This is a genomic window from Dialister histaminiformans (assembly GCF_900103425.1).
Taxonomy (GTDB): Bacteria; Bacillota; Negativicutes; order Veillonellales; family Dialisteraceae; genus Allisonella; species Allisonella histaminiformans.
On the sequence record NZ_FMXA01000029.1, the window covers coordinates 1 to 14,182 of the forward strand.

Below are 14,182 nucleotides of genomic sequence, written 5' to 3' on the forward strand. Positions count from 1 at the left end.
GTGCAGACAGATAATGGCCCCGAATTCACTAAACGATTCACTAAAGCAAGTCTTGACGAAGATTTTACTCTTTTTGAGCGTAAATTAAAGGAACTGGGCATCAAGCACAAAAAGATTCGTCCCTTTACCCCAAGACACAATGGGAAAGTAGAACGCAGTCATCGCAAGGATAACGAACGCTTTTATGCCACGCATTGTTTCTTCTCTTTTGAAGATTTCAGCAGACAACTCAAAAGATATAATTATAGAGATTATAACTGCTTCCCAATGCGGCCACTTGGATGGAAATCCCCAAAAGATACACTCCATGATTTCATCAAGTACGGTGTAACATATGTTTGACAAACCAACATTTCCTGCTTATCTCCCCTATTTTTCTGTGTCCGTGGTATAATCTTTTAGACATAGTCAACTGGTATAAACCCGTCTGTTTTCCTGCTGCATGCGCCGAGGCCTCTGTTATCTATCGCAGATTCGGAACAGCATATCATCCAACAGACCCTATGCTGGTTATTTAATTATATGAAAGAAGGATTATATATTCTCATGGACAATCATACGAATCATGGTGACTCCGCCGTACAGAGCTCCGCTCTGCCTCACGCCGCTGTCACCCCTTCGCCGCGTAAAAAGAAAAAGCTGCTGCATATCGAATTTCTGAGAATTCTCTGTATCTGGCTGGTTATGTTCACCCATTCCGCCACGTCCGGTTTTTCTCTGTACATTCCCATGCAGCATTCCCACTGGTTCCCTTTTTATATCCTTGTTCCTTTCTGGGTCAAGATTTCCGTCCCCATATTCTTTATGATTTCCGGGGCTCTGCTGCTGGGCAAGGATGAACCTATTTCGGTGGTCTTTAAAAAACGAATCTGGCGTTTTTCCCAGGTTCTGGTTATCTTTTCCTTTATCAGCTATGTAGCCGTATATCGTAATCTGAATCTGGTCAACTTTGCCACACTGACTTATACGTCCACCCTGGCGACCGCCTATTATTTCCTGTATCTTTATCTGGCATTCCTGCTTATGCTTCCCATCTGGCGGGCACTCACACGCAGCATGACCAATACACTTTATCTTTATCTTATCGGATTAAATCTTTTCTTTGTTGGATTTATCCCCGTTTTTTCCTTCCTTATCTTTAAAGGATCCGCGGAAATGAATTATTTCCTGAATCCGCTTCTTGCAGTCAGTGAGCCAAGTTTCTATTTTATAACCGGATACTGGATTGAACATGTGCTCCCGGAAAGCTGGCTTACCCGGAAAAATCTTATCCGCCTGGGCCTGGCCGCCATGGCCGGCACGCTGATTGCCGCCACCATGACCTGGTACCATGGATATATTGCCGGTGGAATCACGGAAGAAAATTCTCAGCGCTTTTATGATTCCTTCCTGTTTTTAAACACCGCTTTTGTTTTCTGCTGTGCCCGTTACTGGTTTACCCACCATACGGTTTCTGAAAGAACTCGTAAAATCCTTACCACACTGGGCAGTCTCTCCTTCGGGGTTATGCTTTTTGAAGAAATCACGCGCAATATCACCCGTCCAATCCTTGATCGGGTACTGCTGAAGTATTCTCCTCATACCCCTTTTATTGACGCGGTGATCTGGATATGTATCGCCTTTGCCCTTGGGCTTGTAATTACCTATGTAGTAAATAAACTGCCTTATTTCAGGACCTTGATTTAATGCCGCAGGAAAAAAACGCATTCACTTCGTTTATATTCGAAGTGAATGCGTTTTTTATTATTCCTCATCCCATGGGCGGATACGTACCGGTTCTTCTGTCAGCATGGCCAGCTGTTCTTTGCTGAAATGCTTTTTATGAATAACCGCTTCATAACCATATTCCCTGAAATAGGTCTCTGAGCAGACAAAATAACCATTGTCCCCTGCCTCTTTACCCCAGGAGTTTTCTATTTTCCACCGGTCCGGATACCCTGACACATCCAGATTGACCCCGGTAAGAAGCACGGCATGCGTAGCCGCCGTGTCATGATATTCCAAGCCTGTTCCCTTGGGAAGGCCTACGGAAAAGTCCCCCAGAAGTTTTTCATACTGCACGGACTCCTGATCCCATACCCCTTCTTTTCTGGCTCCATACGCCCCGGCATCACAGGCAAACCAGACCGGCTCCCCGCTCTTCAGCTGCCGGATACATAAATCTTCCAACTCTTCCTGAGGAAGGTTCAGTGCATACATATCCTTTCCCGTCATATTTTCAATACTGTGAAAAACAACCGGAGCATGTAATTTCCGGTCATCTCTCGGCTCATTGATAACCGGAACATACTGTGATAAATCTACCGCTACGTACTTCTCATAGAAAGTAAGCGGCGTCAGTGCTTTTTCACAGTGGTATTCATTGTCTTTATCCCTCCACGCAAAATCGAAAGTTGCCGGTGGTTTTCCAAAGGCAATGCACTGCGCCCTGTAGATTTCTGCCATCATCTCCGCTTTTCTCGGATAGGGGTCCTTACCCTGTTGTATCATGCGCCTCAGTTCATATGCGTCTTTGCGAAGAAGCCGGTTGATGATGCTCAGAAAACGGGCTGTGTGTTCTGACTGATAGGTTTCCGGAAAAACCTGTTTAGGTACAACCCCATATTTTCTAATCAGGTCTGCCGCTTCAGACCAGTATCCGCCATCCACCATACCGGTCAGGATATAACGCATGCATTGCCCATTGAGCGGTTCTTCTGCATGGGTTATAACCATTTCCAGTACATTATTGGCTTTTTCCAGCTTGTCATAAAAAGACAGATAATTCTGTGACAGTTCAAAAGAATCCACTTTAAGCCTGTCCGCTGCCACTTCCCGCAACATATTCAGTGCAGCAAACAGCCAGCAGCGCCCGGATTTCATCTGCGCTGTTACACCCCTTGTTTTAACTTCAACAGAAAAAGCCCCTTTTAACTGCGCCCCCCGGGCAGGTATATAGGCAAGATCGGCCATATCGGTTTTTGCCAGTGCAGAGTGCAATGTTCTGGCTGTATTATCCCGGTCATAGACCTCGGCCCATGTATTCAGAAAAGAAAAGGTAATATCTTTCATAGTTCTGTGCCTCCCTGTATTTTTATAGTTCCAGTATACCATTTTTTCCCAGCCGCCCGTTCATCTTGCAGACACAGAAAAAGGCTGTGAAAAATGATTTTCTCATTTTACACAACCTCTTTTTTCTGCTGTTTACGGATGCACTTCTGCAGAAACCGCATCAGATGCTGATTCCTTATGAATCTTTCCTGCCCGGAGACGAATAAACTCGCCGGCATTCAGTTCTTTACCGACTTCATGAGCTATCTGCATTGTCCTTGCGTGACAGGTGAAAAGGAATATCTGCTGTTCCTTCCCCAGTTCCATGAGGAAACGAAGCGTCTGCCGCTGCCGTTCTTCATCGAATCGTACAAAGATATCATCCAGCACTACAGGCAGCGGTTCAACCTGCTTGCCAAAAGCCAGCGCCATAGCCAGCCGGATGGCCAGATATACCTGATCTCCCGTACCGGAAGACCAGAGTTTTGCGCTTTTTCTGTTGTGTGCTACATCTATAAGCTCTACATCCCTGCCATCGTCACTGACGGATAAGGAGTATTTGCCATTCGTCATCTTTTCAAGGAAGGTATTGGCCTGCTTCAGTACAGCCGGACGTTTGCCTGTTTCGTATCTCTTCTGTGCGTCTGTGAGAAGGTAATCGGTAAATTTACAGGTCATCCAGTTCTGAAGTTCCGTCCGTATATCGGACTCAATTTCCTGCCGTTCCTGTAATTTTCCGGTAATGGACTCATCTTCAGCCAGTCTGAGTATTTCGTTTTCCAGAGCCCCGGCTTCTTTCTGCAGGGCCGCCAGCTTACCGGTTCCTTCCTTAATGGAAGATTCCAGTTTCTGATAAGAGTCCATCCATTCATCATATTCGCCAGTCTGAAGAGAAGACCACAGTCGCTTATATTCTTCTTCACTTCCTGCGTAAAAACGAAGATCCTGTTTGATATTGGCCCAGTCCTTGAGAAGCTGATCATGCTGCTCATGAGCAGTTACCCTTTCCGCAAATTCAGTAGGTGTCGCCGCATGAACGAAGTCCATCAGAGTCTTCATCTCATGTTCACAGGCAGCCCAGCTGTCCTCCAGTTTCTTCTTTTCTTCCAGAAAAGCAGCATGCTGCCTGTTCTTTTCTGCGATAGCCTGCCATTCCAGATTACGGTTCCTGTTTTCTTCGTAAATGGTGGCAATGCTGGATGGTGAAATGCTGAGTCTGGCACCGGTGGCCGCAATGATACGTTCTGCCCGAAGATTAAATTCATTGAGTTTTGCATTGTTTTTCTCAATCAGCACATCAATAATCTTTCCTTTACCCTGTGCTGCATATATCTTCTGCCACTGCTCCTGCAGCTGACTGAGCTTATCAGCACCTACGGCCGGCAGATGATTGTTGCTGAGCCACTGATTCCATTCCTTAATGGCCTGATCTCTGGCTTTCTTAAGTTCGGCCCCTTCCGTTTCCCATTTTTTATGACTTTCCAGCTGCTGTCTGATAGTCTCCTTCTTCCAGGACAATGCCTGAAGAGCCGCCTGCGCCTTATAGAATTCAGAACGTTTCTCCTGCAGCACATTATGGAATGTCTGCAGTTCTTCTTCATTCACCGGAGCATGCACCGGAAGTTCTCTGGAAATATTCTTCCTTTCCTCTTCCAGTTCTTCCATCGTCCTGGTCAGCTTGCCCGCCTTATTTTTTCTTGCTCTGGAAATAAACGTATTAATCAGAATGAAAAATACGCCCGCTCCCAGACATCCAGCGGCTGTATAAAGGGCAATTGTACCGGACAGAGCCGCAAAGAACGCGCCAATGCTGGCCGCAGCGACTACCAGACATCCCAGTCCTATCCAGAACCAGAACGTATAGGATGATTCTCTGGACTTACCGCTGGCTTCCATCATTTTACGGATATCCGCCTCTTCATGAATGATTTCTTCCAGCCGTGTGGCATTATTTTCAAATGCCGTCCATTCTTTTTCATCAGCAATGACTGACTTGCCCTGAACCGCTTCCGGAAGTTCTTCTACCCGAGGTTCCCTCTGTTCCCAGAAATGGAGTTCATTGGTTCTGACGCTGACTCCCTTGGCAAGCAGGCTGGCATCACTCCAGTTGACGCTCTTGCATTCCTCATCCGGATTAAGCGCACTGTCCCACAGAGGCAGTGTATAACCGAGCCGGCTGTATTCATTTCTCCATGCCTTTTTCTGGTTCTGTAAATCCTCTTTATCAAACAGTGTCTGCTTCCACTGGCCCAGATCCACATAGAGCTGTTCCAGTTCTCCTTCCAGACCCACCCAAGGAATAATCTGTTCCTTGGTTTTCGGAGTATAGGCATCAATCTTTTCCTGAAGACCCTCTTTCTGGTCATGAATGGCCTTCATGCGCCCCATCAGTTTATTCCACTGTTCCTTGCCATTGGCAGGAAAAACCTTTACCTGTCGGGACAAATCAAGTCCACGCTTGATTTCCCTGGCTTTTTTGTAATATTCCCATGCGCCAAGGCGTTTTCCAAGTACGCGGTATTCTTCCTGCTGCTTCGCCAGCGATGCCTGCAGTTCAGTTAATTCCCTGTTGACCTCTGTCTGCCTTTTCTGCAGCGAAGCAAAACGGGTTTCCTGTGCTGACAGTTTCTCTATTTCATCATCCAGTTGCTGTTTTTTCTGCAGAAGGCCGTTAATCTTCCGTTTGCTCTGTGAAGAGGCAGACAGCAGATCGTTCATTCTACTCTGCATCTGTTTCTTCACATCGCTTAAGCTGTCTCCCCCTTGCAGCATGAAAAAGCGGCTTTTTACTGTTTCATCGGAAAGCAGCGTTGTCCCCTGAAGGTCTTCCAGTCCCACCGCAAAAATATGTTCATACATGGAACGGGTCAGCCCATGCCACCATACCTGCGGAAGTTCCTCAGAAGACTTTTCATTTTTGCTGTCTGTAAAATAGCTGTCTTTGCCATCCCGGAACACCCTGTATTTTTCCCCGTTAGACCGGACAAACGCCATGTTGCCCTTCCGGCCTTTCCAGTTTCCCCGTTTAAAGCCAAACAGCATGTCACGAATGAAATTTAACAGCGTGGTCTTCCCACTTTCATTTTCACCCATAACTACAATCAGCTGGTCCTGCGACGGTTGTACGGATTCATTCTTGTAGATTCCGTAATCCTCCAACTGTAAATCAGTAATCTTCATTCGTATCCTCCAAAGAAATCTGTTCTGCCCCTTCGATTTCTGCCTGTTCGAATGCTTCGCTAATCATTTCTTTTGACACAAAATCATTCAGTTCCGGTATCCGCTTAAATTCCGGAGAGTCCATCAGAATCTCTTTCAGAATCCGGTTTCTGTCCGCTTCCTTCATGGATGCTATGGCGTCATAAGAATGCAGATATTCTCCCATTACATCAGGAAGTTTCCTTCTTTCTTCCAGATCAAGGACCGGCTTTGTTCTGTCTATGATTTTGCTGAAATACGCAAATATAAAGCGGAACTGCTCTTTTTCGTTAACTGCCTGTAAAATAAATTCTTTGCCTTCCTCTGAGGCGATAGCCTTATGCATGGGGCCGCGTCCGGTTAAAATCAGACGTACAATGTCCGGACGTTCTGTAAGCGCTCTGAAGGTAGCCCGTTCCTTAATGACTTCACGAATCAGTTCTTCCTGATTTTTAATGGAAGATATATCGAGCGTCATATCCAGCCAGCGGATAGCGTCAGTAGGATAAAACTGTGTGGTGACCGTGCCAAAGGCGCCTACATCCACAAAATAACATCCTCTCGGTCCCTGTTCCTTACATGACAGGCCCTGTGCATTTCCAGGATATACGATGTATGGCTTTTCACTGATTATCCGGCGGGTATGTTCATGTCCCAGCGCCCAGTAGTCCATCCCTGAAGCCTTCAGATCGTCTACTGTACACGGCATATAGGGGCTGTCCGGATTTCCAACTTCCGTATGGAGCATGCCGATGGCAAATTCATCGCCTTCCTTTTTATGGAAAAGGCGGGCCATGTTTTCCTTATTATGCATGGTCTTATAGCTGGCGCCATAAACAGTGGCTACCTTTTCCCCGTCAATCATAAGCGGAATGGCTGTTACTTCATTTCCAGGGAAAATATGCACGGTATCCGGCAGGGGAATGTCTGCCTGCCAGGCTTCCTGCGGATCGTGGTTCCCATGAATGATAAAAACCTGGATTCCCGCCTGCGCGGCACGGAACAGTTCTCTGGCAAAGGCCATCTGTGCTGCCAGGCTGTGATGATCACTGTTATATACGTCTCCGGAGATGAGAATTGCATTAGCCCTTTTTTCTGCCGCAATATTAACCACGGTTTCAAAGGCTTTAAACGTTGCCTTTCCTATTGCCTCCGTCCACGGGCCTACATTACCACTGTGTAACCCATCAAACGGTTCCCCCAGATGAAGATCAGCACAATGAATAAAAGAAAAATGCTTACCCATAGATCCTCCCTAAAAAAATCAATCACTATTATTTTACCATATTCCTCAGGAGAAAATAGAAGAAATTCCTTCCGGACTTTCCCTGACTCCACAGAAAGGCTATCCTAAGAATCAGGCTCCAAAGACAGGCAGCCGGTAAAAAAGGACTCCCGGCTATACCGGAAGTCCTTTCAGTATCCGCAGTCTCTCTGCCTTTTACATCTTTTCGTAAATTTCAGCTACTGCTTCAAATTCCTTATCCGTGGGGGGAATATATTCAACTTCCCCGTTCTCATTAGTTACCATCTTGGTAAGGATGATATCCAGTCCATCTTCCACCTGATCCGCATAATCGGGCAGTGCGACAAGAACCGCAAATTTTTCACCGGCAAAAGGAATAACCTTTTCCTCTACATATTCGCGTTCCTGTCCATCCGGACCGGTAATGATAACCGGAACCGCTTCCATTTTTTCTTCCGCCATGTCAGTCTCCTTTTTTCTGCATGCTCAGGTGGTCCAGATATCCCTGAAGGATAACCACCGCAGCCATCTTGTCAATAACCTTTTTCCGTTTTTTCCGGCTCACATCCGCAGCAATCAACTCTCTCTGAGCCATAACTGTAGTCAGCCGTTCATCCCAGAAATGATAAGGAATATCCGGAAAGGCTTCTGCCAGTTCTCTGGCAAATTCCTCTGTACGCTCTGCACGAACCCCTTTCGTCCCGTTCATGTTATATGGCATCCCCAGGACAAATTCCTCTACAGAATATCTGCTGGTCAGTTCGCGAAGGCGGGCAAAGTCCTTTTCCCTTGTGGTATGACGAATGGTTTCAACACCCTGGGCCGTCCATCCAAAAGGATCGCTTACCGCCACCCCTATAGTCTGAGACCCTACATCCAGTGACATAATTCTCATAATCAGAGCTTTCTGTGCTTAACGTAAAAACGTACAATTTCTTCTACCAGTTCATCTCTTTCAATGCCGGAAATTATTTTCCGTGCATCGTGAAGACTGGTGATATAGGTCGGTTCGCCGGATACCAGATAACCAACCAGCTGAATAACCGGATTGTGGCCGGCTTCCTTTAATGCAGCAAACACTTCTTCCAGCACCATGGCTGCGTGTCTGTTTTCTACATCATCTTCATTCTTACCAAACAGTATAGTCTTATCCGTAACGGACATATTTATACCTCCTTAGCCGATCATTTCGGCAATAGCCTTTGTACCTTCCGTAATAGCGGCTTCCAGCTTGGTTATATCCTTGCCGCCAGCCTGTGCCTTGCCAGGCTTACCGCCGCCACCGCCATTGCAAACCTTAGCTGCACGGGAAACCACCTTACCCATGTGAACCCCATGCTGTACTGCTTCATCAGCAGCCATGCCTACCAGGTTTACCTTATCTCCGCTTGCGCAGCCAAGGATGAATGCGCCGCCAGGCAACTTGTCCTTCACCATATCCGCAATCTTACGCAATTCATTCATATTATCAGCTGCCACAACGGCTGCCAGGAACGGTACCCCATTTTTTTCCTGTGCCTTGGACAGAATATTTCCCATCGAATCTCTGGCCTGTTCGCTCTTGAGCTTCTGTACTTCCTTCTTAGCTTCCTTTAATGCTGCTTCCAGTTTTTCAATGCGGGCTGGAATATCTTCTTCCTTACCTTTCAGCAGTTCCGCAGTATGTGCGAGCAGCTTGCGGTCTGCCAGAGCCGCTTCATAAGCCGCCTTACCGGTAATCGCTTCAATACGTCTTACCCCTGAACCGATACCGCCTTCGCTGATAATACGGAAAGAACCGATTTCACCTACATTGGAAACATGGCTGCCACCGCAGAGTTCCATACTGAAATCCCCTACGGAGACTACACGGACAATCTTGCCATATTTTTCGCCGAACAGAGCCATAGCTCCCAACTTCTTTGCTTCATCAAGCGGCATATTCCGGAATGTTACTTCTGTTCCTGTAAGTATTTCGTTATTTACCAGGCGTTCAACTTCTTCCAGCTGTCTGGAGGAAATGGCTTCTGGCCAGGTAAAGTCAAAACGGAGTCTATCCGGGAGCACCAGAGAACCCGCCTGATTTACTGTATTTCCGAGAACACGCTTCAAAGCTGCCTGAAGGAGATGGGTTCCTGTGTGGTTGCGTGCCAGAGCATGTCTTCTTTCTCTGTCCACTTCTGCACGGACTGTGCTGCCCGCTTCTACTACACCTTCAGAGACATTGCCAACAAGGTAAGCGATGCCATCCGGAAGCTTGCGGCAATTTTCTACAGTAATGACACCGGACTGTCCAATCAGTCGGCCTGTATCACCAACCTGTCCGCCACCTTCCGCATGGAACGGATTATTTCTCAGGATAACGGTTACTTCTTCGCCGTCAGCCGCCGAAGCAATTTCCTTTCCATCCTTGCCCAGCAGGACAATTTCTGTTTCTCCATCCTTATCTTCTACGGTCAGTTCGGATGCATTCAGTTTGGTTGTATCCGGAGTAGCTACCTTCATAGCCACTTTCGCACGGGCATTACGCGCACGTTCCCTCTGTTCTTCCATAGAAGCCGCAAAGCCTTCCTTGTCGATGGTGAGCCCCTGTTCCTGCGCGATTTCTTCTGTTAATTCCCATGGGAATCCATAGGTATCATACAGCTTGAATACAGAAGAACCTGCCAGCATGGTCTGATGCTTCTTCTTAGCGTCTTCCATGAGTTCAGAAAGCAGATCGGTACCAGCATTCAATGTAGACTGGAAACGAGCTTCTTCTACGCCGGCAATCTTCTTAATGAAAGCCTGCTTTTCAATCAGTTCCGGATAAGCCGGTTTCATCATTTCCACAACAGTATCAATCATCTGTCCCAGGAATGGATCCTGAATTCCCAGCAGCTTGCCGAAGCGAACCGCTCTGCGGAGAACACGGCGAAGTACATAGCCTCTTCCTTCATTAGATGGAAGGATACCATCGGAAATCATATTGGTAATGGCACGGGAATGATCGGCAATAACCTTTAATGCCACATCTCCGGACGCGCTGGTTCCATAATTAATATGGGACAGACGGGACGCTTCTTCCATAATCGGGAAGAACAGATCCGTTTCAAAGTTATTCTTCTTTCCCTGCAGAACTGCTGCCATTCTTTCCAGTCCGGCGCCGGTATCAATATTCTTTTTAGCCAGCGGGATGAATGAGCCATCTTTCTGCTGATCAAACTGAGAGAATACCAGGTTCCAGATTTCCAGGAAACGGTCGCCGTCTCCTCCCATCTGGTTGGCCGGATCCGTTCCGAATTCTTCGCCCTGATCATAGAAAATTTCAGAATCCGGTCCGCATGGACCCTGTCCGATTGCCCAGAAATTATCTGCCAACGGATAAATGTGGTTTTCCGGAAGGCCTATCATCTTATGCCAGTAGTCATGGGCTTCCTGGTCATCCGGATAGATGGTGACATACAGCCTTTCCTTATCCAGTTTGACAACTTCTGTAAGGAATTCCCATGCCCAGGTAATGGCTTCTTTCTTAAAGTAATCCCCAAAGGAGAAGTTACCCAGCATTTCAAAGAAGGTATGGTGACGCGCTGTACGACCTACATTTTCAATATCGCCGGTACGGATACATTTCTGACTTGTGGTAATACGATGGCACGGCGGTTCTACCTTCCCGGTAAAATACGGCTTCAACGGAGCCATACCTGCGCCGATTAGGAGAAGACTGGGATCATCCTTAGGAATCAGCGAAAAACTGTCCAGGCGTAAATGTCCTTTGTTTTCAAAAAAAGACAGATATGCCTCTCTAATATCATTACCCTTCATAAACATAAATAAAAAGCCTCCCTGAATATATTGAGAAACACAAAATGGATTTGGAATAACAGAAAATTTTACGTTATCTATTCAGGAATGATCACCGGATGAACATAAAATCCGCCTGCGCGGCTCAATCTGTATCCAAATCTATTGCTTTTATTACCTTTAAATTATAACTAACTTAGGCCTGTCATGCAAGAAAACTCCACCGTTCATTATCCACCGGTTTCCACAATACAGTCTTTGCCTTTTACCGGATAGCCCAGTCCGGTTTTTCCAGCTGGATAACACTTCGGGTACGCGCAAGGTTTTCATATTTATTATCGTCATAGACCCCGTAATAAATATGTTCTTTCCCATCCCCTTCAAATGAGCTGAACCCTTCCGGATCCACAAACAGAGAATGCCCACCTGCGGATGTATTATGGTAGCTTCCTGCCATATTGACCGCACATATATACATGCCATTTTCAATGGCCCGGGCTCTGGCCAGAACATTCCAGTGCGCCATATGATTTTCCGGCCACTGGGCAGGAACGATGACCAGTGTTGTCCCCTTCTGTGACATTTTTCTGAACATCTTTGGAAAATACAGTTCAAAACAGATGGCCAGTCCGCATTTCACTCCCTGAATATGGGTACACAGCATACCCCGCCCTGGTTCCATCAATTTAGATTCCAGGTATTCATGAAACAGATGCCGTTTGCTGTAGCTCCCCTGGATTTCTCCATCCGGACCTATAACATAAGCTGTATTATAAATTTTCCCTCTTTTCATCACTGGAAGTGTGCCTGGTATCAATGTGATGCCAAATGTCCGCGCCAGATTTCTGAGCTTCTGCAGCAGGGAATCTTTTTCCTGTATTGCTTTCTTGTCCAGGTCATGGAAATTATACCCGATGGTCCACAGCTCGGGCATGACGACCAGATCAGAATGCTCCGCCGCCTCTTCCATAAGTTCAAATCCATGCGCTATATTATGCTCCATATGGCCAGCCGCCGCATCCATCTGTATCATTCCGATTTTCATAACCGCCTCCTGAAATTATAAGTATCCGTACTGCACAATGACTTATATACAAAAAATCCGAACAGCATCTGTGTCCGGATTTTTACCTGCAGTTATAATACCCGCTTGGCCCCTACGTAATGATCAAACCAGTAGCCGCTCTTCATATTAGCTAAGGCAATACCATTACTGGTTGTCGCGCTGATGAAATTTCCGTTACCCACATAAATTCCTGAATGCGATACGCCTTCATTATAGGTAGTAAAGAAAACCAGATCCCCTGGTTCCAGTGAATCAATCGAGACAAATCGTCCATAAGAGGAATACTGTGCGTCAGAAGAGTGCGGCAGATCAATTCCATGACGTCCAAAAATATAGCGGATGAACCCTGAACAGTCAAACCCACTGGTATCTGTTCCACCAAACCGATAAGGAACTCCCAGGTATTTTCTGGCTTCCGCCATAATCTTCTGTTCTTTTGCGGAAGGAGTCTTCTTCTGGGACGTAGAGTCATCCCATTTTAGTTTTCCTGAATCTGACTTCTTCGCAGTCTTCTTCTGTTTTTTTCCATTATTACTATTGGAACCACTGGCTTTGAGTACCTTCGGGCTACCGGAATTCTTCTGCGTGATTCCCCTGCCTGTATTACCGTTATCATTCTCCGCTGCAATTCCCGACTTAATCTTAGGCATAGTACGTCCGGTCAGTTCCCTGTAGGTAAGCGAGCCTACCACGCCATCCTGATCCAGATGCCGTTTTCTCTGAAACATTCTGACCGCATTAGCGGTAGACTGACCATAGACTCCATCATCATCCACTTTAAATCCGGCCTGTGTCAGACGGCGTTGAAGCATACTTACTTCACTGCCCTTATCTCCAATCATATAATCCGCTCCGGCCAACCCGGAAAAAGCCAGTGACAACAAAGCAGCAACCAGCAATACCTTAGTTTTACCCATTAAGATTCCCTGCCTTATACTAATATATTGATATCAATCAGAAATATTCTATCTGCATTAAGGATATATTCCTTACGTTTTTCTCCCCCATCAGGAGAAAAAAAATGATACAGCCCAAACCGCCATATCAGTACAATTACTATCCTTCAAGTTTACAACTCTTTATATTTTATCATAAATCATACCTTCATTCCAATTTTCACCGCATCTATAAAGAGCGAAACCCCACATTCCATCGTACAAAAGTCGATATATAAGTAAAACCTATGGCAGAAAACAGGGGACTTCGCTTAAAATTCCTTGACAAAAAAGTAATTCGCGGATATACTAATCAAGTAAGTTGCGGCCCGGTGGTGTAGTGGTCTAACATGTCGCCCTGTCACGGCGAAGATCGTCAGTTCAAATCTGATCCGGGTCGCCATATGCGGAAGTAGCTCAGTGGTAGAGCACGACCTTGCCAAGGTCGGGGTCGCGGGTTCGAGCCCCGTTTTCCGCTCCAATTATGGCGGCATAGCCAAGCGGTAAGGCAGAGGTCTGCAAAACCTTTATCCCCAGTTCGATTCTGGGTGCCGCCTCCATTTTTATTTTTTAACTTAATTATTTTCCACTAATTGTGGCGGCATAGCCAAGCGGTAAGGCGAAGGTCCGCAAGACCTTGATCCTCTAGTTCGAATCTGGGTGCCGCCTCCATTTTTATATTCTCATGCCGGGGTGGCGGAACTGGCAGACGCAAGGGACTTAAAATCCCTCGATTCGTGAGAATCGTACCGGTTCGATTCCGGTCCTCGGCACCAGCCAAAAAAGGAAGACTGTAAAGGTCTTCCTTTTTTATTTTGTTTCTTTTTCCTTCCCGGGTAAAATCAGGGTTATAGGACATTTTGTGTGTTTTTTAATGCCAATGGAGCTAGTGTTTATCGAGCTTCATTGGCATTTATTTTTTCTGAGATGATTTTTGAGGGTGGA

Annotated in this window: 11 protein-coding genes and 5 tRNA genes; 7 read left to right on the top strand and 9 right to left on the bottom strand. The window is 46.3% G+C overall.

Going from position 1 to position 14,182, the window contains the following annotated elements; translation table 11 throughout:
- Together BLQ79_RS07740 and BLQ79_RS07745 are read left to right on the top strand one after the other, a co-directional pair.
- The coding region (locus BLQ79_RS07740; protein WP_143270126.1) for an integrase core domain-containing protein at positions 1–342 on the top strand (342 nt) is incomplete at its 5' end.
- A gap of 180 nt (positions 343–522) precedes the next feature.
- Positions 523–1,686 (top strand): acyltransferase, encoded by a 1,164-nt coding sequence (locus BLQ79_RS07745; protein WP_234944968.1) that lies wholly within the window; start codon positions 523–525, stop codon positions 1,684–1,686.
- A gap of 57 nt (positions 1,687–1,743) precedes the next feature.
- Here the strand turns inward: BLQ79_RS07745 and BLQ79_RS07750 are convergent, their stop codons facing one another.
- The 9 genes from BLQ79_RS07750 to BLQ79_RS07790 all read right to left on the bottom strand — a co-directional run bounded on the left by BLQ79_RS07750 (position 1,744) and on the right by BLQ79_RS07790 (position 13,219).
- On the bottom strand, positions 1,744–3,051 hold the full coding sequence (locus tag BLQ79_RS07750; protein WP_091365504.1) for a C1 family peptidase: 1,308 nt from the start codon (positions 3,049–3,051) through the stop codon (positions 1,744–1,746).
- Positions 3,052–3,183: 132 nt separating this feature from the next.
- Complete coding sequence (locus BLQ79_RS07755) at positions 3,184–6,210, bottom strand: AAA family ATPase (RefSeq protein WP_091365506.1); 3,027 nt, start codon at positions 6,208–6,210, stop codon at positions 3,184–3,186.
- The gene (locus tag BLQ79_RS07760) at positions 6,197–7,474 is read right to left on the bottom strand and encodes a metallophosphoesterase family protein (protein WP_091365508.1); all 1,278 of its coding nucleotides are present in this window, start codon (positions 7,472–7,474) and stop codon (positions 6,197–6,199) included. The genes BLQ79_RS07755 and BLQ79_RS07760 overlap by 14 nt, the downstream gene beginning before the upstream one ends.
- A 195-nt stretch (positions 7,475–7,669) precedes the next feature.
- Positions 7,670–7,936, bottom strand: a complete 267-nt coding sequence (locus BLQ79_RS07765; RefSeq protein ID WP_091365509.1) for a DUF1292 domain-containing protein — start codon at positions 7,934–7,936, stop codon at positions 7,670–7,672.
- 1 nt (position 7,937) lies between these two features.
- Positions 7,938–8,369, bottom strand: coding sequence for a Holliday junction resolvase RuvX (gene ruvX, locus BLQ79_RS07770; protein ID WP_091365511.1), 432 nt, complete (start codon positions 8,367–8,369; stop codon positions 7,938–7,940).
- A 2-nt stretch (positions 8,370–8,371) separates the two neighbouring features.
- A complete protein-coding gene (locus BLQ79_RS07775; protein WP_091365512.1) occupies positions 8,372–8,638 on the bottom strand; it encodes an IreB family regulatory phosphoprotein in 267 nt (88 codons plus the stop codon).
- Between the two features lie 12 nt (positions 8,639–8,650).
- Entirely contained in the window at positions 8,651–11,257 is a 2,607-nt protein-coding gene (gene alaS / locus BLQ79_RS07780; RefSeq protein WP_091365515.1) for an alanine--tRNA ligase, read from the bottom strand.
- A gap of 244 nt (positions 11,258–11,501) precedes the next feature.
- On the bottom strand, positions 11,502–12,281 hold the full coding sequence (locus BLQ79_RS07785) for a nitrilase-related carbon-nitrogen hydrolase (RefSeq protein ID WP_091365514.1): 780 nt from the start codon (positions 12,279–12,281) through the stop codon (positions 11,502–11,504).
- Between the two features lie 92 nt (positions 12,282–12,373).
- Complete coding sequence (locus BLQ79_RS07790; RefSeq protein WP_234944969.1) at positions 12,374–13,219, bottom strand: C40 family peptidase; 846 nt, start codon at positions 13,217–13,219, stop codon at positions 12,374–12,376.
- Positions 13,220–13,563: 344 nt separating this feature from the next.
- On the opposite strand from BLQ79_RS07790, the gene BLQ79_RS07795 reads away from it, so the two are divergent.
- The 5 genes from BLQ79_RS07795 to BLQ79_RS07815 all read left to right on the top strand — a co-directional run bounded on the left by BLQ79_RS07795 (position 13,564) and on the right by BLQ79_RS07815 (position 14,013).
- Positions 13,564–13,640: transfer RNA gene (locus BLQ79_RS07795), tRNA-Asp, on the top strand.
- A 3-nt stretch (positions 13,641–13,643) separates the two neighbouring features.
- Positions 13,644–13,718 (top strand) — tRNA-Gly (locus BLQ79_RS07800).
- Between the two features lie 5 nt (positions 13,719–13,723).
- Positions 13,724–13,797, top strand: a tRNA-Cys gene (locus BLQ79_RS07805).
- 37 nt (positions 13,798–13,834) lie between these two features.
- Positions 13,835–13,909: transfer RNA gene (locus tag BLQ79_RS07810), tRNA-Cys, on the top strand.
- Positions 13,910–13,924: 15 nt separating this feature from the next.
- Positions 13,925–14,013, top strand: a tRNA-Leu gene (locus BLQ79_RS07815).
- Positions 14,014–14,182: the final 169 nt, after the last annotated feature.

What these genes read in the sequence shown, in the direction of transcription:
- BLQ79_RS07745 (WP_234944968.1), top strand. Translation starts at nt 523, where the DNA reads ATGAAAGAAGGATTATATATTCTCATGGACAATCATACGAATCATGGT.
- BLQ79_RS07750 (WP_091365504.1), bottom strand. Translation starts at nt 3,051, where the DNA reads ATGAAAGATATTACCTTTTCTTTTCTGAATACATGGGCCGAGGTCTAT.
- BLQ79_RS07755 (WP_091365506.1), bottom strand. Translation starts at nt 6,210, where the DNA reads ATGAAGATTACTGATTTACAGTTGGAGGATTACGGAATCTACAAGAAT.
- BLQ79_RS07760 (WP_091365508.1), bottom strand. Translation starts at nt 7,474, where the DNA reads ATGGGTAAGCATTTTTCTTTTATTCATTGTGCTGATCTTCATCTGGGG.
- BLQ79_RS07765 (WP_091365509.1), bottom strand. Translation starts at nt 7,936, where the DNA reads ATGGCGGAAGAAAAAATGGAAGCGGTTCCGGTTATCATTACCGGTCCG.
- ruvX (WP_091365511.1), bottom strand. Translation starts at nt 8,369, where the DNA reads ATGAGAATTATGTCACTGGATGTAGGGTCTCAGACTATAGGGGTGGCG.
- BLQ79_RS07775 (WP_091365512.1), bottom strand. Translation starts at nt 8,638, where the DNA reads ATGTCCGTTACGGATAAGACTATACTGTTTGGTAAGAATGAAGATGAT.
- alaS (WP_091365515.1), bottom strand. Translation starts at nt 11,257, where the DNA reads ATGAAGGGTAATGATATTAGAGAGGCATATCTGTCTTTTTTTGAAAAC.
- BLQ79_RS07785 (WP_091365514.1), bottom strand. Translation starts at nt 12,281, where the DNA reads ATGAAAATCGGAATGATACAGATGGATGCGGCGGCTGGCCATATGGAG.
- BLQ79_RS07790 (WP_234944969.1), bottom strand. Translation starts at nt 13,219, where the DNA reads ATGGGTAAAACTAAGGTATTGCTGGTTGCTGCTTTGTTGTCACTGGCT.